The sequence below is a fragment of the Pseudomonas sp. IB20 genome (genome assembly GCF_009707325.1).
Classification (GTDB): Bacteria; Pseudomonadota; Gammaproteobacteria; order Pseudomonadales; family Pseudomonadaceae; genus Aquipseudomonas.
In genome coordinates this window covers 1,369,341-1,394,724 of sequence record NZ_CP046103.1, presented here as the reverse complement: position 1 = coordinate 1,394,724, position 25,384 = coordinate 1,369,341, and the positions used below count along the sequence as shown (strand labels likewise).

Genomic DNA, 25,384 nt, shown 5'->3' with positions numbered 1-25,384 from the left:
AGGGTTAAACCCGACCATCCCGGACTCAGACGCACTGTAAAGTCGCGAACTCTCATTCAGTGATGGCTGCCTGATTTTTCCGGCCATCCGTCCAGGCACATGGCGCCCAATGACCTCCAAAAATAACTCTGCCACCGTGGTATCCGACGTGTTGCCCACAGCTCCTGCGGAAAAACCCTCAGGTTCAAAGTCATTGAGCAGCCCCCGCACGCTGGCTACCCAGCAGTACCTGTACTTCACCGAAACCAATACCGACCGCATCCTCGACAACCTCGACGGCCTGCGCGACATGGTGTTCCCGCGCCTGCCCCAGCAGGAAGGCGACGCCGATGCGCGCAGTGAGCAGGAATTCCCCTCGGTGTGCCTGATCGGCCTGGGCCGCTGCGGCTCCAACATTGCCTTGGACGTGGCGGAGTTGGTGTACAACGCGCGCAAGTTCTACCTGAACGAATTCAGTACCGAAGACAAATCAGCCGATAAAGGCTACAGCCCGGCCCAGTGGCTTCGTAACAACCTGCGCCTGGGCGGCGGCAAGGCCACCAAGCCGGTGTTTCTGGTCGAGCCGCTGGTGATGCTGGGCGACCTGGACAAGGACATCGCCGGGCGCATCCGCTTCTCGCGCAAGGGCGAAAAAAGCGGCTTCCTGCGCGACTACAGCAAAATGAAGATCATGGACCTGTCGGAAGTGCATGCCGGCGGCGCCGGTAACGCGCCGATCCTCGGCCAGTACCTGGCCAAGATCATCCTCAACAAAGACACCCAACGTTTTTCCAGCCCCGACTGGAAGATGATCCACTCGTACCTGATCGACTCCTGCGGCATCAAGGCCAACCAGTCGCGCCTGTACTTCTCGATCTTCAGCGCCGGCGGCGGCACGGGTTCGGGCATGGCCTCCGAATTCGGGCTGGCCCAGCAGCACTCGTACATGAACAAGACGTTCGACACCAAGCCCGCCGACGAGCACGACAGCAAGAGCGGCCACGCGTTTGTCTTCGAGCCGATCTTCACCAGCGGCATCTGTGTGCTGCCGAATATCTCCGACCACCGCAGCGAAATGTCCGAGGCGCTGCACATCAACGCCGGGCGACTGCTGTGCAAATACCTGTCGGAAGAATGGGACTTTTCGTACAACTTCGACAATGAAGACAGCAGCGAGGCCAGCGTGAAAGGCCGCATCCGCCCGTGGAACGCGATGATGCTGATCTCCAACGACATCATGCGTTACGCCGAAGAGAGCGATGACGGCAATATCCAGAACATTGACGTTAATGCGATGGAAAAACACGCCAACCAATACATCTCCCAGCAGATTTTCAACATCCTCACGGCCCAGGCGGTAACCACCGACTACGACCAGAACTACTTCCGTCGCGCCGGCATCGACATCGGCGAAACCATCCGCCTGGATGCCAACGACCTGTTCATGAGCCTGGCGGGGCCGGTGGCGATTGCCTACGCCGAATCGGTGGTGCCGGAAACCCCGGCGCCGTCGAACGACAAGTTCAAGGTGTTCGATAAAGAGCCGCAGCGGCTGAACATTGATGACCTGTTTTTCCGCTCGATTGACCTGCCGCACTTCAACAAAGTCACCCAGGCGATCGAGGGCATCAGCCTGTTGCCGATTGAATCCAAGCGTTACAAGGCGTCGTTGGAGCAGTACAAGAACTCCGGGTACGACGCGGCGGCGCTGCATGACCTGCACTTCTTCAAGAACTGCTCGTCGGTGGTGTCGATTGTGTCGTTGCCCAAGGACTACAAGCTGTCCAACATGGACTTGAACCGGCTCAAGACTCACCTCAACAGCCTGTTCCCCAACACCACGCTCAAGCGTTACGCGCTGGTGATCGGCGCCTCGGCCAACTTGTCGCTGACCACGTTGATCGCCAAGAGCCCTTGCCTGTCGGACGACTTCCTCACGCTGATCGTGGCGTTTATCAAGCGCTGCTTTGCGCGTAATCCGTATCGGTTTGATGACACGCTGGACAACTCGATCCTGGATTTCATCATCCATGAAGACTTCGATGAAGACCGTATCGATGAACTGCTCAATGAGTTTGAGAACCCGGCGAAGATTCTGGATACCAACTGGTATGCGATCAAACCGATGTACGAGAAGAAGTATCGGGAGTTGATCAACGACAAGGAGAAGTTCGTGTCGATCAACGATATTCGCTTGTCACGGGACTGTGTGAAGAAGGCGATCAAGTATTTGCGCGAGATCTATCGTCATCGGATTGGGAAAACCAAGGTTATTTCGTTGAATAACCATACCGGCAAGACTGCGTAGACCGCGGCGCGGCCATCGCAGGCAAGCCAGCTCCCACATTTGACCGCATTCCAACGGTGGAACCCGATCAAATGTGGGAGCTGGCTTGCCTGCGATAGCGGTCTGTCAGGCAAGGAAAACCCAGATCCCCGCCACACCCAGAAACAATTCCCCGAGCCTTCGGCCCCGCGCAAAACTGTTCCCGTGACGTGCACGTCACCCTCACCTGTGACCTTTCTCTACGGCAAGATGCCATCACCGCGTCAGCGGTTACTCAGCTACACACTTACACCGGCGAAAATCACGCACCTTTTTAGGGCGCTCGTTTCTTACACTGCCCTTTCCTGGATCAGAATCCACGGCGAAACCACCACCGCCCACAAGCTCGGATCACGCTCAACCAGGTCCAACGCCCGCGTCGCAGACACTTCGCCAAGGCTCCCCGCAGCCAGCCACGCAGCGACTTTCTCGCGGTTGTCCTCAGCCATTCCCTCGGCGGCTTCGATCAAATCCAGGCCAGCGTCGACCCACAATAGGGCACCCTTGGCAAAGAACGGCTCAAGCTCCTTCCAGGAAATTTCGGCGGTTTCACCGAGCAGCTTGGCATAGAGGGTGCTAGGTTCTTGCGTCATGGGAATTCACCTGAATAAAAAATCGGCGCAATCATAACGTCGTGCCTTTCGTAGCAAAAGCCAGGTAGAAAAACCCTGTTGCAAATGAGGCACCGAGAGAACGTGTCAGAAAAGCCAAGGATTGCCCGAGATTCTGGCATCACCCCGCCGCAATTCTGTCTTTTTCTTTCATTTAAGCGACACGCCCGGGTTTTGCCCCCAGCAGCCAGCTTTTCAAGCGATCAACCGGCGCTCTACACTGTACCGGTACAGTTGCCAGGGCATGCCGGGGGGATATCCGAGATATCTGATCCGGTTCTGCAGCTCACAAGGCCGCTAGAACTATAAAAAATACAACAGTAAGAGTGGAGCACTATGAATAAGGCTACTAAGCAGATTTCCAAACTGTTTGCCGCTATGGTCCTGGCTGGGGTTGCTGGCCATTCGTTCGCAGCCGACACCATCAAGATCGGTATCGCCGGGCCTAAAACAGGTCCTGTGACGCAATACGGCGACATGCAATTCATGGGTGCCAAGCAGGCAATCGCCGACATCAACGCCAAGGGCGGCGTCGATGGCAAGATGCTTGAAGCCAAAGAATACGACGACGCTTGCGACCCTAAACAAGCCGTGGCCGTCGCCAACAAAGTGGTCAACGACGGCGTCAAGTTCGTGGTCGGTCACCTCTGCTCCAGCTCCACTCAGCCTGCAACCGATATCTACGAAGACGAAGGCGTGATCATGATCACTCCGGCGGCTACCAGCCCGGAAATCACCGCCCGTGGCTACAAGCTGATCTTCCGTACCATCGGCCTGGACAGCGCCCAGGGCCCGGCGGCCGGCAACTACATCGCCGATTTCGTGAAGCCTAAGGTTGTTGCCGTTCTGCACGACAAACAACAATACGGTGAAGGCATCGCCACCGCCGTTAAACAGACCCTTGAGAAGAAAGGCGTGAAAGTCGCTGTCTTCGAAGGCCTGAACGCCGGTGACAAAGACTTCTCCTCGATCATCCAGAAGCTCAAGCAAGCCAACGTCGATTTCGTCTACTACGGCGGCTACCACCCAGAGCTGGGCTTGATCCTGCGTCAGTCCAAAGAAAAAGGCCTGAACGCCAAGTTCATGGGCCCAGAAGGTGTCGGCAACGACTCCATCTCGCAAATCGCCCAAGACGCTTCCGAAGGCCTGCTGGTAACCCTGCCGAAATCCTTCGACACCGACCCTGCCAACAAAGCCATCGTTGAAGCGTTCGCCAAGAACAAGCAGGACCCAACCGGTCCATTCGTGTTCCCGGCCTACTCGGCCGTTGAAGTCATCGCAGGCGGTATCGCTGCCGCGAAGAGCGAAGACACCGCCAAGGTGGCAGCCGCCATCCACGCCGGCACCTTCAAGACCCCTACCGGCGAACTGAGCTTTGATGCCAAGGGCGACCTGAAGGACTTCAAGTTCGTGGTCTACCAATGGCACTTCGGCAAACCAAAAACCGAAGTTTCCCCTCAGTAAGCCAGGCCTTACTGGTCAACAAGCCCACTGTGAAAGCAGTGGGTTTTGTTTTACGAGGTTTATGGGCCTGACACCCGCGATCCGGGCGCTGGCTCACCTGAAAATCTTAAAACCGTCACCAGCGGTTCGCTGGCAAACGCTTTGTGCAAATGTGCTTATAGAACACAGCGCAGGGCCGGAACATGACTCCACCAGTGAAATGCGTATCGGGTTTTTAGGAGCGCTGTAATGCCTGAGATCTATCATTTTTTCCAACAGCTGGTTAATGGCCTGACCATTGGCAGCACCTATGCCTTGATAGCCATTGGCTACACAATGGTTTACGGCATCATTGGAATGATCAACTTCGCCCATGGCGAGGTGTACATGATTGGTTCCTACGTGGCCTTCATCGCCCTTGCCGGGCTGGCCATGATGGGGATCCACTCCCTGCCGCTGTTGATGACCGCCGCGTTCCTTGCGTCGATCGTCGTGACCAGTGCCTATGGCTACAGTATCGAGCGGGTTGCCTACCGTCCCTTGCGTGGCAGCAACCGTTTGATCCCGCTGATTTCCGCTATCGGCATGTCGATTTTCCTGCAGAACACTGTATTGCTGTCCCAGGACTCCAAGGATAAGTCCATTCCCAACCTGATCCCGGGGAGCTTCTCCTTCGGCCCAGGCGGCGCACAAGAAGTGCTGATTTCGTACATGCAGATCCTCGTATTCGTCGTCACCCTGGTGGCGATGCTGGGCCTGACCCTGTTCATCTCCCGCTCCCGTCTGGGGCGCGCCTGCCGGGCCTGCGCCGAAGACATCAAGATGGCCAACCTGCTGGGCATCAACACCAACAACATCATCGCCCTGACCTTCGTCATCGGTGCTGCGCTGGCGGCCGTCGCGGCTGTGCTGCTGAGCATGCAGTACGGCGTGATCAACCCCAACGCCGGTTTCCTGGTAGGCCTCAAGGCCTTTACCGCGGCGGTCTTGGGCGGCATCGGCAGTATTCCGGGCGCCATGCTCGGCGGGCTGGTGCTGGGCGTGGCTGAAGCCTTTGGTGCCGATATCTTCGGCGACCAATACAAGGACGTCGTGGCGTTTGGCCTGTTGGTTCTGGTGCTGTTGTTCCGTCCGACCGGCATTCTGGGCCGTCCGGAGGTTGAGAAAGTATGAGCAGATATCTTAAATCGGCGTTTTTCAGCGCCTTGCTGGTATGGGCCGTGGCCTTTCCGGTACTCGGCCTCAAGCTGAGCATTGTCGGCATCAACCTGGAAGTGCATGGCACCGGTCCTGTGACCCTGACCATCATCGCCCTGTGCTCGGTGCTGATGTTCCTGCGCGTGCTGTTCACCCAGCAGGTCGGTGCCTTGTTCAAGGGCAACCGTGGGCCGTTGGTGTCGCCCAAGGTCAGCCAATTCCTGACCCTGCCGCGCACCCAGCGCTACATCATCATCGGCCTGATCGTGGCGGCGTTGATCTGGCCGTTCTTCGGCTCGCGCGGCGCCGTCGACATCGCCACGCTGATCCTGATCTACGTGTTGCTGGGCCTGGGCCTGAACATCGTGGTGGGCCTGGCCGGGCTGCTCGACCTGGGTTATGTGGGCTTCTATGCCGTGGGTGCCTACACCTACGCGCTGCTCTCGCATTACCTGGGCTGGGGCTTCTGGATCTGCCTGCCGCTGGCGGGTATGGCGGCGGCCACGTTCGGCTTCCTGCTGGGCTTCCCGGTGCTGCGCCTGCGCGGTGACTATTTGGCGATCGTGACCCTGGGCTTCGGTGAAATCATCCGGCTGTTCCTGCGTAACCTCACCGATATCACCGGTGGCCCCAACGGCATCAGCAGCATCCCCAAGCCGACGTTCTTCGGGCTGTCGTTCGACCGCACCGCAGCCGAAGGCATGCAGACCTTCCACGAGTACTTCGGGATCGACTACAACCCGGTGAGCAAAGTGGTGTTCCTGTACCTGGTGGCCTTGTTGCTGGCGCTGGCGGCCTTGTTCGTGATCAACCGTTTGCTGCGCATGCCGATCGGCCGTGCGTGGGAAGCGTTGCGCGAAGATGAAATCGCCTGCCGTGCGTTAGGCATGAACCCGACAGTTATCAAACTTTCGGCATTCACCCTCGGGGCAACATTCGCCGGTTTCGCCGGCAGCTTCTTCGCCGCGCGCCAAGGCTTGGTGACCCCGGAGTCGTTCACCTTTATCGAGTCGGCGATCATCCTCGCCATCGTCGTACTGGGTGGCATGGGCTCGCAGTTGGGCGTGATTCTGGCGGCGATCGTGATGATCCTGCTGCCGGAAATGATGCGTGAGTTCAGCGAATACCGCATGTTGATGTTCGGCGCCATGATGGTGCTGATGATGATCTGGCGTCCTCAAGGCCTGCTGCCCATGCAACGTCCACACATGGAGCTGCGCAAATGAGCCGCGAGATCCTGAAAGTCGAAAACTTGAGCATGCGCTTCGGCGGCTTGCTGGCGGTCAACGGCGTGGCCCTGACCGTGAAAGAGAAACAGGTAGTGGCGCTGATCGGCCCGAACGGCGCCGGCAAGACCACGGTGTTCAACTGCCTCACCGGCTTCTACAAGCCGAGCGGCGGCAGCATCCTGCTGGACGGCCAGCCGATCCAGGGCCTGGCCGGCCACGAAATCGCTCGCAAGGGCGTGGTGCGCACCTTCCAGAACGTAAGGTTGTTCAAGGACATGACGGCGGTCGAGAACTTGCTGATTGCCCAGCACCGTCACTTGAACACCAACTTCTTTGCTGGCCTGTTCAAGACCCCGGCGTTCCGCAAGAGCGAGCGCGAGGCCATGGAATACGCCGAGTACTGGCTGGACAAGGTCAACCTCACCGAGTTTGCCAACCGCCCTGCCGGTACCCTGGCCTATGGTCAGCAACGTCGCCTGGAAATCGCCCGCTGCATGATGACCCGCCCGCGGATCCTCATGCTCGACGAACCGGCCGCCGGCTTGAACCCCAAGGAAACCGAAGACCTCAAGGCGCTGATCAGCGTGTTGCGTGAGGAAAACAACGCCACGGTGCTGTTGATCGAACACGACATGAAACTGGTCATGAGCATCTCCGACCACATCGTCGTGATCAACCAGGGCACGCCGCTGGCCAACGGCACGCCGGAGCAGATCCGCGACAATCCTGAAGTGATCAAAGCCTATCTGGGGGAAGCGTAAAATGCTGCAATTCGAAAACGTTTCCACTTTCTACGGCAAGATCCAGGCCCTGCACGGCATCAACGTGGAAGTGCGCCAAGGTGAAATCGTCACGCTGATCGGCGCCAACGGCGCTGGCAAATCGACCTTGCTGATGACCCTGTGCGGTTCACCGCAGGCCCACAGCGGCAGCATCCGCTACATGGGTGAAGAGCTGGTGGGCCAGCAGTCCTCGCAGATCATGCGCAAGAGCATTGCGGTGGTGCCCGAAGGCCGTCGCGTGTTCTCGCGCCTGACCGTGGAGGAGAACCTGTCCATGGGCGGGTTCTTCACCGACAAGGGCGATTACCAAGAGCAGATGGACAAGGTGTTGCACCTGTTCCCAAGGCTCAAGGAGCGCTTCAGCCAGCGCGGCGGCACCATGTCCGGCGGCGAGCAGCAAATGCTCGCCATCGGCCGGGCGCTGATGAGCAAGCCCAAGCTGCTGCTGTTGGACGAACCGTCCCTGGGCCTGGCGCCGATCATCATCCAGCAGATCTTCGACATCATCGAACAACTGCGCAAGGACGGTGTAACGGTGTTCCTGGTGGAGCAGAACGCCAACCAGGCGCTGAAAATCGCCGACCGCGCCTACGTGCTGGAAAACGGCCGGGTGGTGATGCAGGGTACAGGTGAGCAATTGCTGACGGACCCGAAAGTGCGTGAAGCTTATCTCGGTGGCTGAGCCATTGGCGTCAACCAAAAACGGCCTTCGGGCCGTTTTTTTTATTGCGGTTTAGAGCGTCGCGGCAAGTTGACCTTTGCTCGCCCGTTGGCCGGCCAGCATCAACCCACCCCCGTGAGCAGCAAGCCCGCAGCGAGAAAGATAGACAGGCCATACACGTCCAGCGGCATATCGAAATACCCGATAACGCTCTGCGCCAGGTTCAACGTCTGGGAACACACCAGCGTACCGGTGAGCGATGCGATGGCCAGCACGGGCGTGACCGTTGCCGATACACGCCCCATATAACCCTCAGGCACAGCTTCTTGAAGCATCGGCCCTTGAACAATCGCAAACACCGAAAAGAACAGCCCGTAGCAGAACATCAGCGCCCAAGCCAGGTAAAACGGCGGATGCAGCGAGTACGCCAGGTAGCTGAAACCCATGCACAGCAACGAAATAGTAAATGCCTGACGTGTACTCAATGACTTCAGCAACGGCCGCACCAGCACGGCGGCAATCAAGCCCCCCACTGGGAACGCCGCCAGTATCAGGCCGTATTCATAAGGGCTCAGGCCCAGGGTTTTGAATGCATACAAGGACAATGCAACGTTGTTCACCCCGAGCGAAAACCCATACAACGCAACACCGACCAGCAGCGTGCGAATGGAAGCGTGCCGCCACGAAAACCGCAGCCCCGCGAGCAGCCCGTGCCAGAACGGCAACCGTTGCTGCTCGGCCAGCAACGTCCTGCACAGGCCTTGGGTGGAGGCGATACAGAGTGCCGAACACGTAAAGGCCAGCACATTGATCAGCAGTGCCACAGCAGGCCCTACCCACACAAATAACGCCGGCCCAAGAGACGCCGACAACACTGAAATACCCGTCAAAGAAAACATCGCCTTGGCTGAGGCTTCAACGCGTCGCGCAGACGGGATGACCACCTGCATGATCGCCTGACGCGACGGGTTGAAAAATTGCGCAGCGGTGCTGTTAACCAACAACAGCAGCAGAACCCCGGCAAGCACTTGCATCTGATCAAGCCCTGCCAGCGAATAGATCACAAAAAAGATCAGGAAGTTGAGCACCCGGATAGCATCCGCGGTGATCATCACGTACAGCGGGGCCATTCGATCAACCCAGGCTCCGGCCAGTGGCGCCACCAACACACGCGGGATGGCCGAGGCCGCCACTGCCAGGCCCACCGCCGTCGGTAAAAAGGCACTGTTGTGAAACAAGTCCGTCACCAGCCAGACGATGACCGTGCTTTCAAAAACAAACTCGCCAAACGATGCAAGCGCTTGCCCCAGCCATAGGAATGAAAAATTCCTGCTGATGAAAAAATCTGTAAACCGCTTGTTCAACGCCAAAGCTCCTTATTGGTCGCAAGCACTTTCGCCCGTTGCTCGATCGTACAGCAAGCGCCAGCAGGACCGCCGATACCTGAAGACTGAGGCTCGCTGCACTATTTTGCTGCCCATCGAAGATTTATTTGCTACCTGCTGTAACGCAACCTTGTTCAACGCAAAGCTCCTTATTGGTCGCAAGCACTTTCGCCCGTTGCTCGATCGTACAGCAAGCGCCAGCAGGACCGCCGATACCTGAAGACTGAGGCTCGCTGCACTATTTTGCTGCCCATCGAAGATTTATTTGCTACCTGCTGTAACGCAACCTGAAGCCTTGACTCTAGAGGGGTAAGCAAGCAAAAACGCTTCCTTACCCACCCTCAATGCTGGAGATACACCATGACCACGAAACTGTCCGCCGCTACCCTGATCCTGGCCCTCGGTTCGGCCCTGAGCCTGTCCGCAATGTCGAACATGGCCCACGCCGACGACGCCAAAATGGACAAATGCTTCGGCATCGCTGAAGCCGGCAAGAACGATTGCGCCGCAGGCGCCGGCACTTCCTGCGCCGGCACCTCCAAAGTCAAAGACCAGGCCAACGCCTGGAAACTGGTCCCAGCCGGCACCTGCGCTAAAACCCCAAGCTCCACCTCGCCAACCGGTTTCGGCCAGGAAGCGGCCTTCACCGCCAAATCCTGAAAACAGCCCGCAGCCTGAGTACTGATGATGACGCTTTTTCCCCAGCACACGGTCTCACCGGCTCAGGTGCCCGGCCTCCCTCACAGGGCCGGGCTTGGGCTGAAGAACGAGCACTTCATTGAAGTGCTCGATACCTCGCCCGACATCGGTTTTTTTGAAGTACACGCCGAAAACTACATGGTGGCCGGCGGCCCGTTCCATCACTACCTGGGTTTGATCCGCGAACAGTACCCGCTGTCGCTGCACGGCGTAGGCCTGTCCATCGGCGGCGAAGGGCCGTTAAATCGTGAGCACTTGGCACGGTTGGCCACGCTGATCGAACGCTATCAACCCCAGTCTTTTTCCGAACACCTGGCCTGGTCCAGCCACGGCCCGGTGTTTCTCAATGACTTGCTGCCCCTGGCCTACGACGTCGCCACCTTGAACCGGGTGTGCGAACACATCGACCAGGTGCAAAGCACGCTCAAGCGGCCGATGCTGCTCGAGAATCCGTCGACCTACTTGCAATTCCAGCGCTCCACGCTGGACGAGACGGACTTCATCAGCGAGATCATTCGCCGCACCGGTTGCGGCCTGCTGTTAGACGTCAACAACGTCTACGTGTCGTGCATCAATCACCAGCGCGATCCACTGTCCTACATTGACGCGCTGCCCTTGCACGCCGTCGGTGAAATTCATCTGGCCGGCTTCGCCGAAGACACTGACAGCCTGGGTGACCGCCTGCTGATCGATGACCATGGCGCACCCATCGATAACGCCGTGTGGCAACTGTACGAACAGGTCCTCACGCGCACCGGCCCGATGGCCACGTTGATCGAGCGAGATAACCAAGTGCCAGCGTTCAGTGTGCTGCACGCCGAAGCCCAGCACGCCGACTGGCATCTGGCGCAGGTGAGCGTATGAGCCTTCACGCTGCGTTTGCCAATGCCTTGATTGACCCCAGCCAGGCCTGCCCCGACGGTTTGTTCAGCAGCAACGGCGCCGACCCGGCCAGCCGTTTTGCGGTGTATCGCAACAATGTCCACAGCGCGTTGATCAACGCCCTGGCGACGGCTTACCCGGTGACCTTGCAGTTAGTCGGCGATGAGTTTTTTCGCGCCATGGCTGGGCTGTTTTTACAGGCGTGCCCGCCCACCAGTCCGCTGATCAGCGAGTACGGCAACGAATTTGGCGCGTTCATCCAGGACTTTGAACCGGCCGCCAGCGTGCCCTACCTGGCCGATGTCGCAAGGCTTGAGCGCCTGCGGGTGCGCGCCTATCACGCGGTGGATACCCAGCCGCTGGAACAGCAAGCCATTGTTCAAGCACTGCAAGGCCAGACAGACCTGGGACAACTGCGCCTGCAACTGCATCCATCCCTGGCCACGCTGAATTGCGCTTATGCAGTGGTGGCAGTGTGGGCTGCGCACCAGACCGAGGGCGGCCTGGCCACCTTGGACCCCTGGCACGCCCAAAGCGCGCTGGTGTTGCGACAAGGCCTGGCCGTCAAGGTCTTCGCCATCGACAGCGGTTCGGTCGCGTTCATCAACAGCCTGAACCACGGCACGCCGCTTGAAGAGGCAGTGGAACATGCCCTCCAAGCCTCAGCCGAATTCGACCTTAACCAATGCCTGACCCTGCTGATCAGCCACGACGCCATCACTCATTTGCACACAGAACAAAAGGTATCGCCATGAACGCCACCCCTTCCTGCCTGGTTAAACGGGCCATCGCACTGCTCGAGAAAATCCCCTACAGCCTGATCGCCTTTGTCGCACGCTTTTCTATTGCGGCGGTGTTCTGGAAGTCCGGGCAAACCAAGGTTGAAGGCTTTGCCATCGACCTGATCAGCGGCACCTTCCAGTTCGGCGAGCCGCGACTGGCCGCATCAACCTTGCCGCTGTTTCGCAGTGAATATCACGTGCCCTTGTTGTCACCGGAAGTGGCCGCGCACATGGCCGCGTTTGCCGAGCACTTTTTCCCGGTGCTGATCCTGGTAGGCTTTGCCACACGGTTCTCGGCCCTGGCCCTGATCGGCATGACCCTGACCATTCAACTCTTCGTTTACCCGGACGCCTACCCAACCCACGGCACCTGGATCGCCTTGCTGTTGCTATTGGTCGCCAAGGGCCCAGGCTGCTTGTCCATCGATCACCTGATTGCACGCCGCTATCGCTGAAGACGATCCAGCGCTTCGCCGCTGCGCTTGAACCAATCCACCAAGTAGTCTGCAAGCACTTGGGTGCGGCGCGGCAAGCCGCCTTGGTAAGGGTGAACCAAGTACATCGGCATGCGCCGCGTCTGATAATCACGCAGGAGCCAGCGCAATCGGCCGTCAGCCAGTTCCGCGGGTAAAACGTAGGACGGCAGGCGGGCGATACCGGCCCCCACCAGCGCGGCTTTTTTCAACAGGTTGTAGTGGTTGGAGGCAAACGTGCCGCTGACCCGCACCCGCAGCAGTTCATGTTGCTGGTGGTACAGCCACTCTTCACGCCCGCTGTAGTGGCTGTTGAGCAAGCAGGTATGGGCGGCCAGGTCCGCCGGGGTCAGCGGTTCGCCGTGTTGCTCCAGGTAGGCCGGGCTGGCGCAGGTCATTTCGTGCCAGGCCAGCAGCGGCTTGGCCACCAAGCGCTCATTTTCGATAGCCCCCGAGCGCACGCCTAAATCAAACCCATCGCGCGCCAAGTCTCGGTAGTTGTTGTTCAATTCCAGCTCGATCTGCACCTGGGGGTACTGCTTGGAAAACTCCAGCAGCAAGCCATCGAAGAAGGTTTCCCCCAACGAGACCGGAACCGTCATACGTACCGGCCCAGCCAAATCGTCCTTGAGCCGCGCCAATGCCTGACGTGCGCGTTCCACCTGTACCACCAGCGCCTGAGCCTGGGGCAACAGTGCCGCACCGGCTGCGGTCAGGCTGAGCTTACGGGTGGTGCGGTGCAGCAGCACCACGCAAAACTGCGCCTCCAACTGGCTGATGCGCTTGGACAACTGCCCCTTGCTGCACCCCAGTTGCTCGGCTGCCACGGTGAAACTGCCGGCTTCGATCAGAACGGCAAAGGCCGCCAGGTCATCCATCTCGCTCATGGATTGTTTCCATTTTAAAACCAAAGGTTGCCTATTAGCACGTTTATCCACGGGAAAAGCCACACTAGACTGAAACTTCACTTACCCCTGGAGGAACAGCACGATGAAAATCCTATTGATTGGTGCCAGCGGCACGGTCGGCTCGGCAGTCAAGGCAGAACTGGCTCAGCGTCACGAAGTGATCAGCATCGGTCGCACCAGCGGCGACTTCCAGGTGGATATCAGTGACAGTACTTCGATCCGCAAGCTGTTCGAACAGACAGGCAAGTTCGATGCCTTGATCTGCGCGGCGGGCAGCGTGAAGTTCGTGGCGTTGGGTGAAATGAGCGAAAGCGATTTTGAACTGGGCCTGCGCGACAAGCTAATGGGCCAGGTCAACCTGCTGTTGATCGGTCGTGAATATGCCAACGATGGCGCCTCGTTCACCTTCACCAGCGGCATTCTCAACCGTGACCCGATCCGTACTGGCGCCTGCGCGGCACTGGTGAATGGCGCACTTGACGCCTTCGTCAAAGCGGCGGCAATCGAGTTGCCACGCGGACTGCGCGTGAACTCCGTGAGCCCGACAGTCCTGCTGGAAGCCATGGGCAGCTACGCGCCGTACTTCCGTGGCTACAAACCCGCTCCGGGCGCCGATGTGGCATTGGCCTACGCGAAAAGCGTCGAGGGCTTGCAGACTGGCCAGACCTTTATCGTCGGTTAAGGTTCCTCGTCATCCGTTCATATAACTGACTTGTGATGCTACGCCAGCCTGCGTAACGTGGCGGCACTTGTTTGGAGACCCAATAAATGCGCGCCGCCCGTACCCTTGTTCTGTTCGCCCTGCTGCCCCTGTTCACCGCTTGCCAGATGTTCGAAAGCGAGCCGGCCAAGCCGTCGACCGTTGGCATGACCCGTATGCAGGGTGAGCTGACGGCAGTCGGCGACAAACTGTTGTTCCAGCCTTGCGGCGACAAGCGCAACTACGTGGTCAACGACACCGGTGGCACCAGCATCCTGCAGGAAGCCGCCTCACTGGCCGGTCAGCAAGGCGCGCTGTTTGCCGACTTGCGCGGCAAGTTCTCCGGGGTCGCCACCGGCACCCAGGGCTCGGTGGAACTGCAACAGCTCTATCGCATGGAACGTTCGACCTCGGCCTGCAACGACCCGGACTTCAAGCGCATGATTCTACGGGCCAACGGCCATAAACCGGCCTGGGCGATGAACGTCACGGCCAAGGGCATGGTGCTGCAGCGCGAAGGCCAGCCGCCATTGGCGGTGCCTTTTGTGGAAGAACAACTGGGTGACGGCCGTTTCAACCTGATGACCGAAGCCAATAACCAGCACATCGAACTGTGGGTGGCCCCGCAACGCTGCATCGACCCAGTGAGCGGCAGCTTGCAACACATGACCGCCGAGTTGCGTGTCAACGGCCAGGTACAGCGTGGTTGCGCAGCGTTTGGCGGTTCGCGCGACGACTGATTCAACCCTGCGCTGTTTTAACATGACGAAAAACCGCCATTGGGGCTTATAATCGCCGGTTTGCAAAACAGCCGGCCTTTTTGTCCGCCGCCTACCGGATCCCGTCATGTTACGAATCACCGAACTCAAGCTGCCCATCGACCATCCCGAAGAAGACCTGCGGCCAGCCATCGTGCAGCGCCTGGGCGTCGCCAGTGATGACCTGCTCGATTTCACCCTATTCAAGCGCAGCTACGACGCCCGCAAGAAGTCGTCGGAGCTGTGCTTCATCTACACCGTCGACCTGAACGTGAAGGGCGAAGCCGCCCTGCTGCTCAAGTTCGCCGATGATCGCAACATCAACCCGGCGCCGGATGTCAGCTACAAAGTAGTAGGCCAGGCACCGCTGGGCCTCGTCGAACGGCCTATCGTGGTGGGTTTTGGTCCGTGCGGGATCTTCGCCGGGCTGCTCCTGGCTCAGATGGGCTTCAAGCCGATCATCCTCGAACGCGGCAAGGAAGTGCGCCAACGCACCAAAGACACATGGGGCCTGTGGCGCAAAAACGTACTCAACCCCGAGTCCAACGTGCAGTTCGGCGAAGGCGGCGCCGGGACCTTCTCCGACGGCAAGCTCTACAGCCAGATCAAGGACCCGAAATTCCACGGTCGCAAAGTGCTGCACGAGTTCGTCAAAGCCGGTGCGCCGGAAGAAATTCTCTACGTCAGCAAGCCGCACATCGGTACCTTCCGCTTGACCGGCGTGGTGGAAAACATGCGCCAGCAAATCATCGCCCTGGGCGGTGAAGTGCGTTTCGAACAGCGCGTCACCGATGTGCTGATCGAAGACGGCCAGTTGAATGGCGTGGTGATCGACGGCGGCGAGCAGATCCTCTCCAAGCACGTGATCCTGGCCCTGGGCCACAGCGCCCGCGACACGTTCCGCATGCTGCACGGGCGTGGCGTGTACATGGAGGCCAAGCCGTTCTCGGTGGGTTTCCGTATCGAACACCCGCAGTCGCTGATCGACGCCGCGCGACTGGGCAAATACGCCGGGCACCCGAAACTCGGCGCGGCCGACTACAAACTGGTGCACCACGCCAAGAATGGCCGCTCGGTCTACAGCTTCTGCATGTGCCCGGGCGGCACGGTGGTGGCGGCCACGTCCGAGCCGAACCGCGTGGTGACCAACGGCATGAGCCAGTACTCGCGTAATGAGCGCAATGCCAACTCCGGCATCGTGGTCGGCATCACGCCTGAAGTGGATTACCCAGGTGGCCCGCTGGCGGGTATCGAGTTGCAGGAGCGCCTGGAGTCCCACGCCTACATCCTCGGTGGCAGCAACTACGAGGCACCGGCGCAACTGGTAGGTGACTTCATTGCTGGCAAGCCGTCCACGGCTATCGGCAGTGTGGAACCGTCCTACAAACCTGGCGTGTCCATGGGTGACTTGGCCTTGGCTCTGCCGGATTTTGCCATCGAAGCGATTCGTGAAGCGTTGCCGGCGTTCGAGAAGCAGATCAAGGGCTACTCGCTGCATGACGCGGTGCTGACCGGTATCGAAACGCGCACTTCGTCGCCGCTGCGGATTACCCGTGACGAATCGATGCAAAGCTTGAACGTGAAAGGCCTGTTCCCAGCCGGTGAAGGCGCCGGTTACGCCGGTGGGATTCTGTCGGCGGGCGTTGACGGGATTCGGATTGCCGAGGCGTTGGCGCGGGATATGCTCGGCATCGAAGCCTGACGCAAAAGCTGAAAATGCCGCAGCTCCAGTGTGGGAGCGGGCTTGCTCGCGAAAGCGCAGTGAAGTGCGCCCCAGAAGTTGTGCCATTCGCGAGCAAGCCCGCTCCCACATTTGTTTTTGTGTTGGGTCAGATATTGGCGCGCAGGATGGTATCCGGCAACGGCTCACCCCGTTCAACACTGGCCGCTACGGCCGCAATCAAACCACCCAGCTCATACCCTTGCCCTGTGAGCCACGCCTGATCGTAGTAAGTGGTGGCATACCGCTCACCGCCGTCACACAAGATCGCCACGATCGAACCCGTCTCCCCCGCCGCTTTCATCTGCTGCGCCGCCACCAGGGCGCCAATCAGGTTAGTCCCGCTGGAACCCCCAACCTTGCGCCCCAACCGCTCGGCGAGGTAATGCATGGCCGCCAATGACAGCGCATCCGGCACCTTGACCATCGCATCAATGACCTTGGGCAAAAACGACGCCTCGACCCGTGGCCGACCGATCCCTTCGATTCTCGAGCCGCAATCGAGGCGCAGACTGGCGTCGCCGCTCTGGTAATAGTCAAAGAACACCGAGCGCTCGGCATCAGCACACAGCACGCGGGTGCAATGCTGGCGATAGCGCACGTAGCGCCCCAGAGTCGCGGTGGTACCGCCGGTGCCGGGGCTGGAAATCAACCAGCTCGGCTCGGGGTAATGCTCAAAACGCATTTGCTGGAAGATCGACTCGGCGATGTTGTTGTTCGCCCGCCAGTCCGTGGCGCGCTCGGCATAGGTGAATTGGTCCATGAAGTGGCCGCCACTTTCCTTCGCCAAGCGTTCGGACTCGGCGTAGATCTGCGTCGGATCCTTCACCAGATGGCTCTTGCCACCGTAGAAGGCGATCTGGGCGATCTTCTCCTGGGACGTGGTCGCCGGCATCACCGCAATAAACGGCAGGCCGAGCAAACGCGCAAAGTACGCTTCCGAAATCGCCGTGGAACCGCTGGACGCCTCGATCACCGGCGCGCCGGGCTTGAGCCAGCCATTACACAGCGCATACAGGAACAGCGAACGGGCCAGGCGATGCTTGAGGCTGCCGGTGGGGTGGCTGGACTCATCCTTGAAATACAACTCGATACCCGGCAACCCCGGCAATGGCAGAGGGATCAGGTGCGTGTCGGCGCTGCGTTGAAAGTCCGCTTCAATAATACGGATGGCTTCGCGGGCCCAGGTACGGTGGTCACTCATAGGGTGCGTCTCTAAAGATTTCAGCCCTGATTTTAGGGGGTTTCCTACACTGCACACAGATACAGTGACGTCTCAATTAGTCACACAATTGCTAGGCTTTGACGCAACATCAACTCTGTCCGCCCCTTATAACAAATAAGAATATAACTTTTGTTTTAACAACTAACCGTACGGGTTAGGGTACCCACCTATTGAACCTTGATTGGAGAGCATCCCTTGCCTCTGCGTAGCACTTTCACCCGTTTCTTCCAGCTGGAAGCCGCCAGCGGTCTGTTGTTGATCGCCGCTGCCGCCTTGGCGCTGATCATCAACAACTCACCGTTGTCGCACCTGTACAGCGCCTTCCTTGACGTACCGGTGGTGGCACAAATTGGCGCGCTGAAAATCGCTAAGCCCGCTCTGCTGTGGATTAACGACGGCCTGATGGCTCTGTTCTTCCTGCTGATCGGCCTGGAGGTGAAGCGCGAGTTGCTCGACGGCCACCTGTCCAAGCCATCGCAAGTGGTCTTGCCCGGCGCTGCGGCCATTGGCGGCATGGTGGTGCCGGCACTGATCTACTGGGCAATCAACAAGGACTACCCTGCCGCGCTTTCCGGCTGGGCGATCCCGATGGCCACCGATATTGCCTTCGCACTCGGCGTGCTGGCCCTGCTGGGCAAGCGTGTGCCGGTGTCGCTGAAACTGTTCCTGATGACCCTGGCCATCATTGATGACCTCGGTGCGATCATCGTCATCGCCGTGTTCTATTCCGCCGACCTGTCGGGTGCTGCCTTGGCGGGTGCAGGCGCCTGTTTGATTGCCTTGATTGCGATGAACCGCCTGGGCGTGATCAAACTTGGGCCGTACTTGATCATCGGTCTGATCCTGTGGGTGTGTGTGCTCAAAAGTGGTGTACACGCCACCTTGGCCGGTGTGACCTTGGCGTTCTGTATTCCGCTGCGCACCAAGAACGCCGAAACGTCGCCATTGCTGACCCTGGAACACGCCCTGCACCCGTGGGTGGCTTACGCCATCCTGCCGCTGTTCGCGTTTGCCAATGCTGGCGTGTCCCTCACCGGGGTCAGCGTGGAGAGCTTCACCCATCACGTGCCTCTGGGCATCGCGGCCGGCCTGCTGATCGGCAAGACCGTCGGCGTGTTCGGCCTCACCTGGCTCGCCATCAAGACCGGCCTTGCGGCCCTGCCCAGCGGCGCGAACTGGGGCCAGGTGTTTGGGGTGGCGATCCTGTGCGGTATCGGCTTTACCATGAGCCTATTTGTCGGCTCCCTGGCGTTTGTGCCGGGCGCCAGTGAATTCGCCGGGGAGGATCGAATGGGGATTCTGACCGGGTCGATCCTGGCAGCGTGTGTAGGTTATGCGGTGACGGCGATGGCGAGTCGCAAGAAAGCCTGAGCGTTCTGAAAGCACTACCAAAAACCCCAACCGGTCACCCGGTTGGGGTTTTTCTTTTTCCGCAGATGACACTTTTCTCAAACGCCTAAAGACTTCGCGCTCGCCGCCGACTAGTGATTGTGGCGCTCCAACTGTCCCCGCCCGGGACACACGCCCGAGAATGCTCCCCAACGCGTTTCCAGCCCGAGCGAAAACCCCATGTTCCTGAGAAATATGAGAATCGCCGCCAGAGCCTTTATCGGCTTCGCGGCTATTGCGTCGCTGAGTGTGTTTCTCGGTCTGTTCGCCCTCAAGCAGATAGGCGAAGTCCAGTCACAGGCTGCCGACATTCAGAACAATTGGATGCAGCGCGTCAGGCTCCTGGCCCTGGCCAATGCCTCGCTCGACCGTTTTCGCCTGGGAGAAATGGCGCACATCCTGTCGTCTGGCGATGCGGACATGCAGACCTATGAAGACAAATCCGCCGGCCGCCTGAAAAGCGTCAAGGAACAGCTCGCGCAATATGCAGCGCTGCTGCGCACGCCTGAGGAACAATCACGGCTGGAGGTGTTCAACCAAAGCCTTGATGCCTACGCGAAGAACCACACCGAAATGCTCAAACGCTCACGCTCAGGCGATAAGGCCGGCGCCCGCGACTTTCTCAACAGCATTCGAGAAAGCTATGAGCAGATGACCAAGAACTTCGATCAACTGATAGACCTCGCCAACAAAGGCGCCGAACAAGCCGGGCAGACCTCTGTAGGCGCCTACCAGCATGCGGTGAGCGGCATCACGATCGTCATTCTGCTGGTGAGTGGCGGCACAGTGCTGGTCGCCTGGCTGCTGACCCGAAGCATAACCGGGCCGATCATTGAAGCCGTGCAGGTGGCCGAAACCATCGCCAAGGGCGATCTCACCCAGCCCATCAACCCGACAGGCAACGATGAGGCCACTCGCCTGCTCAGGGCTCAAGAGACCATGCGTAACAACCTGGTGCAGACCCTGCGGCAAATCACCGGCTCATCCAGCCAACTGGCCGCTGCAGCCGAGGAGCTTAACGCCGTGACGGCCGAGGGCAGCCGCGACCTACAGCAGCAACATGGGGAGATCGAGCAAGCGGCCACGGCCGTCACCGAGATGACCACCGCGATTGAAGAGGTGGCGCGCAATGCCGCCTCGACCTCCGACCTTTCCCAAGAGTCGCGAAGCATCGCCTTGAAAGGCCAGCAGCGCATGGTCGAGGCGTTGAATGCTATCCAGGCGCTGACCCGTGGTGTTGAGGTCAGCTCCGGGCAAGTCGGTGGCCTGGCTGAGCAAGCCAAAGGTATCGGCAAAGTACTTGATGTGATCCGCACCATTGCCGAGCAAACCAACCTGTTGGCCCTGAACGCGGCCATCGAAGCGGCGCGTGCCGGTGAGGCCGGGCGTGGTTTTGCGGTGGTCGCCGATGAAGTGCGCGCCCTAGCCCACCGAACGGCCCAATCGACCCAGGAAATCGAACAAATGATCGGCAGTATTCAGACCAATACCGCCAGCACCGTCCACACCATGCTCGACAGCAGCACCATGACCCAGCAGACCCTGGCGTTGGCCGAGCTGGCTCAGCAAGCGCTGGCGGATATCCTGGCGGCTAACGATGAGATCAACGACCGTAACCTGGTGATTACCACGGCGGCGGCAGAGCAGGCCGACGTTGCACGGGCGGTTGATCGCAACTTGCTGAATATTCAACAGCTGTCGATTCAGTCGGCGCAAGGCTCGACCCAAACGACGGCCGCCTCGCAATCCCTCGCCAGCCTGGCGCATGAATTGAACACGATGGTGAAGCACTTTCAGGTTTGAAGTGAGGCTTTAAAACTCACTGCCGCGGCGTCGCGGCCTGTTAACTTGATGCATAATTGCCATCGTTTTTCGTCAGCCACTCCTATGGCTGACGCTTCGTGTTATGGCAGCTGTGCGCGGGATACCTTCGGGTATGCCGAGTTCCAAGTTCTCGGTCCGCGAACCTGCGTACAGTTGCCACCTTCCATCGCGTCGCGGCGATCAGGGGCGGCTCCACCCATGTACAAGGTCACACCGACCCCCGCGAACCACTGTTTTCGATTAACTCAGCCGCCGACACAGAGGCCTTATTGGTAAATGCATACGAAACCCTGATAGGCGCAGGCGGGCTGACCTCTGATTTAGCAGAAACAACGGACGGAAAACTACGCAGCCAATTGTTAGCAATTGGGCAGCTACTCGGACTGGCGGGACTGTTAGTAGATCGTGCAATGGAGCAGCGGTGCCCGACATAACAGAGCTAGAAATGTTATCGGCAATCCCAGCCCACAAAACCAAAAAACCCCAACCGGTTACCCGGTTGGGGTTTTGTGTTGCTACGGCCGACGCTTAACGCGTAACGCGGCTGGTACCGTCAACGGTCATGATGCGTACGCGATCGCCGATGCGGAAGATTTCATTTTCCTGCACGGCCTGTACGTAGGCGCGCATGCTGCCGTCGTCTTCGCGAACAGTGATTTCCACGCCCTGGGTACGGGTCAGGCCTTCTTCGGTGGCCGAGCCCAGCAGGCCGCCGGCTACGGCGCCGATCACCGCGGTGACGATACTGCCACGGCCGCCGCCAATGGCGCTGCCGCCAACGCCGCCGATGACTGCGCCAGCAGCGCCGCCGATTGGGGTCTTGGTGCCTTCGATTTTCACCGGACGCAGGGATTCAATGGTGCCCATGCGAACGGTTTGTACACGGCGCGCCTCGTCACGGGAGTACGAGTCGCCGGTCAGACTCGAGGCGCAGCCACCCAACAACAACGACAGGGTGGTAAAGCAGGCAACTAGTAAAACGGACTTACGCATAGCTTCAACTCCAAAGGACAGGTATTCATTAGACGCCGCAGCTTGGCGCCTGTCACGGCAAGCACGTCAGAAAATTGCTTTCATTCAGCCTCAGTACAGACTGCCAGTACCAGAAAAATAGACGAACGGTAGCTCTCACCCTTGTTCCAAAGACGGCCATGGGCCCGTTCATTGTAGTCGTGCAGCAGCACACGCGAAGCCTCTAGGAGAGAGACTTCGGTGTGGTAGGCAACATTCGGGGGATGTGACGAGAGGTGCAGCTCAGGGCGCCAGGCGCTCGCGCGTCCACTCGCCGGCTTGCAGACGATAGTTCAGGCGGTCATGCAGGCGGCTGGCGCGGCCCTGCCAGAACTCGATGCGCTCGGGCAGCAGGCGATAGCCACCCCAATGCTCAGGACAGTCGGGTTGGGTGTCGCTGAAACGCTGCTCGGTAGCCTTGAGCAAATCCTGCAGCTCTTCACGGTCACGAATGACTTGGCTCTGCGGCGAGGCCCAAGCACCAAGTCGGCTGCCCAACGGGCGGACCTGATAATAAGCATCCGACTCTTCAGGCGTGACCTTGACCACCCGCCCTTCGATACGCACCTGGCGCTCCAAGGTGGGCCAGAAGAACGTCATGGCCGCAAAAGGCCGCGCCGCAAGCTGTTCGCCCTTGGCGCTCTGATAATTGGTGAAGAAGGTAAAGCCCTGTGCATCCAACCCCTTGAGCAACAGGATGCGACAGTGCGGGCGACCGTCCTGGTCGACCGTGGCCAGGGTCATGGCATTGGCCTCCACCGGTGGCTGCTCGGTTTTCACCGCGTCGCCAAACCACTGGTGGAACAACGCAAACGGCTCGCCCGGGGCCTGGGCCTCGCTCAAACCATCGCGTGTGTAGTCACGGCGCATATCGGCCAGTGCCTGGGTCATGCGGCTTTATCCTTATGGTTCAGCAGATCAGTTTTTCGCCTGGTCGTTGGCAGCCGGTGTCGCGGCCTTGGCTTTGGCTGGGGCTGGCTTCTTGGCAGCTGGCTTAGCCGGGGCTTTTTTAGCGGCGGGCTTGGCAGCGGCTTTCTTCGCTGGAGCCTTTTTCGCCGGAGCTTTTGCAGCAGGCGCCGGAGCAGGCACATTCTGCACAGCCACCATTTCGGCTACAGGCGGTGTCTTGCCCGAGTTGTACTTGCTCAGCAGGGCCAACATAGTTGTACGCTGAGTGAACATGATTTCCATGCGACGGTTCAGCGCACGCCCCTGATTGCTGTCGTTGGCAGCACGCGGCATAAGGTCGCCCATGCCGCGCAGCATCAGGCGGTCTTGCTTGAGGCCGCTGAGGCTGAAAATCGAGGCGATCGATTGCGCGCGCTCTTTGGTCAAGGCCTGGCTCGCCGGGGCGGCGCCGGTGGCATCAACGTGGCCCAGGACCAGTACGGCGGTCTTTGGGTCAGCTTCAACAGCCTTGGCAACACGGGTGAACGGGCCCAGGGTAACCGGCAGCAGCATCGCCGGGCGTTTCGGGTTGTAGGAACCGTCTACCGGGGCAATCACCACCAGTACGTTGTCGCGACGTTCCAATTGCAGGTTGCTGTCCTTGATAGCAGCGCGCAAGCGCGGCTCATAGTCATCCAGCCAGGCTTGGGTGATTTTCGGGTCGGGCATCGGCACGTTGGTCACGTCGACCTTGGCCAGTGGCTTTGGCTTGCTCTCGAACGGCCACCACCAGCGTGGCTCGCTGTCAGTCTTGGCGACTGCAGGCGTCGCCGGGTCGGCGGCCTTAAGGTCGGCTTTCAGGTCAGCCTTGGCATCGGCGGCCTTTTCGTCGGCGCTTTTGGAAGAGAACGGCCACCAGCTAGAGCCGTCGGCATCAGCCTTGGCTACCGGGGCAGCAGCGGGCGCAGGAGCAGCAGCAGCCACCGGCGCGGCAGGCTTGGCGCCAGCGGCTGGTTTTGCATCCGGCTTGGCGTCGGTCTGGGTTACTGCGTCCTTGGTAGCAGCCTTGTCAGATCCAAATGACCACCAATGCCCGCCTTCGGCATCATTTTGTGGAGTTTGTGCGCAGCCAGTAATAGTGAGGCACAGCGCCAGTGCCAAGGACTTGTTCGATAACATGAGATATCCACAAAATGAGAAAAAACCGGGGGGTCTGGTTGACCCGTTAAACAGACGCTTACAGAACATTAAAGTTACAAAATTTCGTTCAGCGCCTTCTTATAGTTGCCTTTGTAACAAAAAAACGTGAAACAGCAAGCTCTTTACAGACAACCGGCCAATATTCCGACCAACTTCTGTGCACGCGGGTCCATAAGTACGTAAGGCCCCAGTGTATTAGTCACGAAACCGAACGCTACATCATGTTCCGGGTCGGCAAACCCCACCGAACCCCCAGCCCCAGGATGGCCAAACGCACGTGGGCCAAGGCCGAACGTGGCATTGGGCAAGTGCGGTTGATCCAACATGCAACCCAAACCGAAACGGGTTTGGGTCAATAAGGTTTTATCCGGCCCGACACTGTGTTCGCGGGTCAATTGTTCGAGCATGTCGCTTTCCAGCAAACTACCGTCCAACAATCCGCTATAAAAACCCGCCAGGCTGCGCGCATTACCGTGACCATTTGCCGCTGGCTGCTGCATGCGCCGCCATTCGGGCTTATTAGTGCTGGTCAGAATAGACGGTGGGTTGGCAAATGCACGCGTAGTCATGGCCGCAGGTTCGCGCATCATTACTTGCAGTAATCGTTGCGCGGCCTCATCGCCCATATTGCCTTTGCTGCGCGCTATATGGGCAACACGATAAAACTCTTCATCCGCCAAACCCACGTGGAAGTCCAGGCCCAATGGCCGCGCAACCCGCGCGACGATCGACTCACCCGGCCCACGCCCGTCGGCACGGCGCAGCAATTCACCGACCAGCCAGCCGTAAGTGATGGCCTCATAGCCATGCCCTTCGCCCGGCGTCCACCACGGAGCTTCGGCCGCCAGGGTGTCGACCATCAGTTGCCAGTCGTACAAGGCTTGGGCCGGCAGCATCTCGCGGATCGCCGGCAGCCCGGCCTGATGGCAGAGCAGCTGGCGCAGCGTGATGGTTTCTTTACCGGCCGCCGCAAACTCGGGCCAATAGTCAGCCACGGGCGCATCGAGTTTCAACTTGCCCTCGGCCACCAATTGCAGGGCGGTGACGGCGGTGAAGGTCTTGGTGCAGGAGAACAGGTTGACCAGGGTGTCGCTGTGCCAGGCTTCAGCACCGTCTTTGTCGGCGGTGCCGGCCCACAGGTCGACGACGGTTTCGCCGCCGATCTGGATACACAGCCCAGCACCACGCTCCTGCGGGTCATCGAACAACGCGGCGAACGCTTCACGTACCGCTTCGAACTGAAGTTCGTAATGACCCTGAATCTGCACCTGACCCGCCTCGGAAAACCGTGTAAGAAGTGGCCGTCATTGTT

25 protein-coding genes and 1 pseudogene are annotated in these 25,384 nt (G+C 59.4%); 18 read left to right on the top strand and 8 right to left on the bottom strand.

All coding sequences use genetic code 11. From position 1 onward, the window contains the following. Nucleotides 1-109: 109 nt before the first annotated feature. Nucleotides 110-2,287: a hypothetical protein gene (locus GJU48_RS06385; protein WP_094952954.1), complete on the top strand. Its 2,178-nt coding sequence runs from the start codon at nt 110-112 to the stop codon at nt 2,285-2,287. A gap of 308 nt (nt 2,288-2,595) precedes the next feature. On the opposite strand, the gene GJU48_RS06380 is transcribed toward GJU48_RS06385, so the two are convergent. Beyond that, nucleotides 2,596-2,898 (bottom strand): DUF2288 domain-containing protein, encoded by a 303-nt coding sequence (locus GJU48_RS06380; RefSeq protein ID WP_003211652.1) that lies wholly within the window; start codon nt 2,896-2,898, stop codon nt 2,596-2,598. A 354-nt stretch (nt 2,899-3,252) separates the two neighbouring features. Between GJU48_RS06380 and GJU48_RS06375 the strand changes: the two genes are divergently transcribed. The 5 genes from GJU48_RS06375 to GJU48_RS06355 all read left to right on the top strand — a co-directional run bounded on the left by GJU48_RS06375 (nt 3,253) and on the right by GJU48_RS06355 (nt 8,249). Next, nucleotides 3,253-4,380, top strand: coding sequence for a branched-chain amino acid ABC transporter substrate-binding protein (locus tag GJU48_RS06375; RefSeq protein ID WP_094952955.1), 1,128 nt, complete (start codon nt 3,253-3,255; stop codon nt 4,378-4,380). 228 nt (nt 4,381-4,608) lie between these two features. Then, nucleotides 4,609-5,532 (top strand): high-affinity branched-chain amino acid ABC transporter permease LivH, encoded by a 924-nt coding sequence (gene livH / locus GJU48_RS06370; RefSeq protein WP_003231100.1) that lies wholly within the window; start codon nt 4,609-4,611, stop codon nt 5,530-5,532. Next, nucleotides 5,529-6,782: a high-affinity branched-chain amino acid ABC transporter permease LivM gene (locus GJU48_RS06365; RefSeq protein ID WP_064451210.1), complete on the top strand. Its 1,254-nt coding sequence runs from the start codon at nt 5,529-5,531 to the stop codon at nt 6,780-6,782. Before livH ends, GJU48_RS06365 begins: the two co-directional genes overlap by 4 nt. Beyond that, entirely contained in the window at nt 6,779-7,546 is a 768-nt protein-coding gene (gene livG, locus GJU48_RS06360) for a high-affinity branched-chain amino acid ABC transporter ATP-binding protein LivG (protein WP_010212365.1), read from the top strand. The genes GJU48_RS06365 and livG overlap by 4 nt, the downstream gene beginning before the upstream one ends. Nucleotide 7,547: 1 nt before the next feature. After that, nucleotides 7,548-8,249, top strand: a complete 702-nt coding sequence (locus GJU48_RS06355; RefSeq protein WP_094952956.1) for an ABC transporter ATP-binding protein — start codon at nt 7,548-7,550, stop codon at nt 8,247-8,249. 101 nt (nt 8,250-8,350) lie between these two features. Here GJU48_RS06355 and GJU48_RS06350 read toward each other — a convergent pair whose 3' ends face one another. Beyond that, nucleotides 8,351-9,592: an MFS transporter gene (locus GJU48_RS06350; RefSeq protein ID WP_176462994.1), complete on the bottom strand. Its 1,242-nt coding sequence runs from the start codon at nt 9,590-9,592 to the stop codon at nt 8,351-8,353. Between GJU48_RS06350 and GJU48_RS24830 the strand changes: the two genes are divergently transcribed. From GJU48_RS24830 to GJU48_RS06330, 5 genes are all read left to right on the top strand, one after another. Beyond that, nucleotides 9,486-9,833: a hypothetical protein gene (locus tag GJU48_RS24830; RefSeq protein WP_178119773.1), complete on the top strand. Its 348-nt coding sequence runs from the start codon at nt 9,486-9,488 to the stop codon at nt 9,831-9,833. The genes GJU48_RS06350 and GJU48_RS24830 overlap by 107 nt on opposite strands. A gap of 140 nt (nt 9,834-9,973) precedes the next feature. Then, nucleotides 9,974-10,273 carry a BufA1 family periplasmic bufferin-type metallophore gene (locus GJU48_RS06345; protein ID WP_083359753.1) on the top strand — a complete coding sequence of 100 codons (300 nt, stop codon included), beginning with the start codon at nt 9,974-9,976 and terminating at the stop codon, nt 10,271-10,273. A 24-nt stretch (nt 10,274-10,297) separates the two neighbouring features. Next, entirely contained in the window at nt 10,298-11,176 is an 879-nt protein-coding gene (gene bufB, locus GJU48_RS06340) for an MNIO family bufferin maturase (protein WP_094952957.1), read from the top strand. Next, nucleotides 11,173-11,949 carry an HvfC/BufC N-terminal domain-containing protein gene (locus GJU48_RS06335; RefSeq protein WP_094952958.1) on the top strand — a complete coding sequence of 259 codons (777 nt, stop codon included), beginning with the start codon at nt 11,173-11,175 and terminating at the stop codon, nt 11,947-11,949. Before bufB ends, GJU48_RS06335 begins: the two co-directional genes overlap by 4 nt. After that, entirely contained in the window at nt 11,946-12,431 is a 486-nt protein-coding gene (locus GJU48_RS06330; RefSeq protein ID WP_094952959.1) for a DoxX family protein, read from the top strand. Before GJU48_RS06335 ends, GJU48_RS06330 begins: the two co-directional genes overlap by 4 nt. On the opposite strand, the gene GJU48_RS06325 is transcribed toward GJU48_RS06330, so the two are convergent. Beyond that, nucleotides 12,422-13,336 carry a LysR family transcriptional regulator gene (locus GJU48_RS06325; protein WP_094952960.1) on the bottom strand — a complete coding sequence of 305 codons (915 nt, stop codon included), beginning with the start codon at nt 13,334-13,336 and terminating at the stop codon, nt 12,422-12,424. The two genes, GJU48_RS06330 and GJU48_RS06325, sit on opposite strands and share 10 nt — an antisense overlap. 103 nt (nt 13,337-13,439) lie before the next feature. On the opposite strand from GJU48_RS06325, the gene GJU48_RS06320 reads away from it, so the two are divergent. From GJU48_RS06320 to GJU48_RS06310, 3 genes are all read left to right on the top strand, one after another. Then, the gene (locus GJU48_RS06320; RefSeq protein ID WP_094952961.1) at nt 13,440-14,039 is read left to right on the top strand and encodes a short chain dehydrogenase; all 600 of its coding nucleotides are present in this window, start codon (nt 13,440-13,442) and stop codon (nt 14,037-14,039) included. Between the two features lie 86 nt (nt 14,040-14,125). Further along, nucleotides 14,126-14,797, top strand: a complete 672-nt coding sequence (locus GJU48_RS06315) for a COG3650 family protein (protein ID WP_094952963.1) — start codon at nt 14,126-14,128, stop codon at nt 14,795-14,797. A gap of 106 nt (nt 14,798-14,903) precedes the next feature. Continuing rightward, entirely contained in the window at nt 14,904-16,517 is a 1,614-nt protein-coding gene (locus tag GJU48_RS06310; RefSeq protein ID WP_094952964.1) for an NAD(P)/FAD-dependent oxidoreductase, read from the top strand. A 127-nt stretch (nt 16,518-16,644) separates the two neighbouring features. Here GJU48_RS06310 and GJU48_RS06305 read toward each other — a convergent pair whose 3' ends face one another. After that, the gene (locus tag GJU48_RS06305) at nt 16,645-17,739 is read right to left on the bottom strand and encodes a PLP-dependent cysteine synthase family protein (RefSeq protein ID WP_094950008.1); all 1,095 of its coding nucleotides are present in this window, start codon (nt 17,737-17,739) and stop codon (nt 16,645-16,647) included. A 216-nt stretch (nt 17,740-17,955) separates the two neighbouring features. On the opposite strand from GJU48_RS06305, the gene nhaA reads away from it, so the two are divergent. The 4 genes and pseudogenes from nhaA (at nt 17,956) to GJU48_RS25075 (ending at nt 21,407) form a co-directional block, all read left to right on the top strand. Further along, on the top strand, nt 17,956-19,131 hold the full coding sequence (gene nhaA / locus GJU48_RS06300; protein WP_094950009.1) for a Na+/H+ antiporter NhaA: 1,176 nt from the start codon (nt 17,956-17,958) through the stop codon (nt 19,129-19,131). Between the two features lie 198 nt (nt 19,132-19,329). Next, nucleotides 19,330-20,094, top strand: a pseudogene (locus GJU48_RS25610) (MCP four helix bundle domain-containing protein); the annotation flags it as partial. Continuing rightward, nucleotides 20,089-20,952, top strand: coding sequence for a methyl-accepting chemotaxis protein (locus GJU48_RS25605; protein ID WP_371917660.1), 864 nt, complete (start codon nt 20,089-20,091; stop codon nt 20,950-20,952). The pseudogene GJU48_RS25610 and the gene GJU48_RS25605, both read left to right, overlap by 6 nt. A 98-nt stretch (nt 20,953-21,050) precedes the next feature. After that, on the top strand, nt 21,051-21,407 hold the full coding sequence (locus GJU48_RS25075; protein ID WP_256671208.1) for a DUF6124 family protein: 357 nt from the start codon (nt 21,051-21,053) through the stop codon (nt 21,405-21,407). A 94-nt stretch (nt 21,408-21,501) separates the two neighbouring features. Here GJU48_RS25075 and GJU48_RS06290 read toward each other — a convergent pair whose 3' ends face one another. From GJU48_RS06290 to GJU48_RS06275, 4 genes are all read right to left on the bottom strand, one after another. Then, the gene (locus tag GJU48_RS06290; RefSeq protein ID WP_003189251.1) at nt 21,502-21,966 is read right to left on the bottom strand and encodes an outer membrane lipoprotein; all 465 of its coding nucleotides are present in this window, start codon (nt 21,964-21,966) and stop codon (nt 21,502-21,504) included. A gap of 261 nt (nt 21,967-22,227) precedes the next feature. Next, on the bottom strand, nt 22,228-22,875 hold the full coding sequence (pdxH, locus tag GJU48_RS06285; protein ID WP_094950011.1) for a pyridoxamine 5'-phosphate oxidase: 648 nt from the start codon (nt 22,873-22,875) through the stop codon (nt 22,228-22,230). A 27-nt stretch (nt 22,876-22,902) separates the two neighbouring features. Further along, nucleotides 22,903-24,051, bottom strand: a complete 1,149-nt coding sequence (locus GJU48_RS06280; protein ID WP_094950012.1) for an OmpA family protein — start codon at nt 24,049-24,051, stop codon at nt 22,903-22,905. Nucleotides 24,052-24,194: 143 nt separating this feature from the next. Next, complete coding sequence (locus tag GJU48_RS06275; protein ID WP_094950013.1) at nt 24,195-25,340, bottom strand: serine hydrolase domain-containing protein; 1,146 nt, start codon at nt 25,338-25,340, stop codon at nt 24,195-24,197. Nucleotides 25,341-25,384 lie beyond the last annotated feature (44 nt).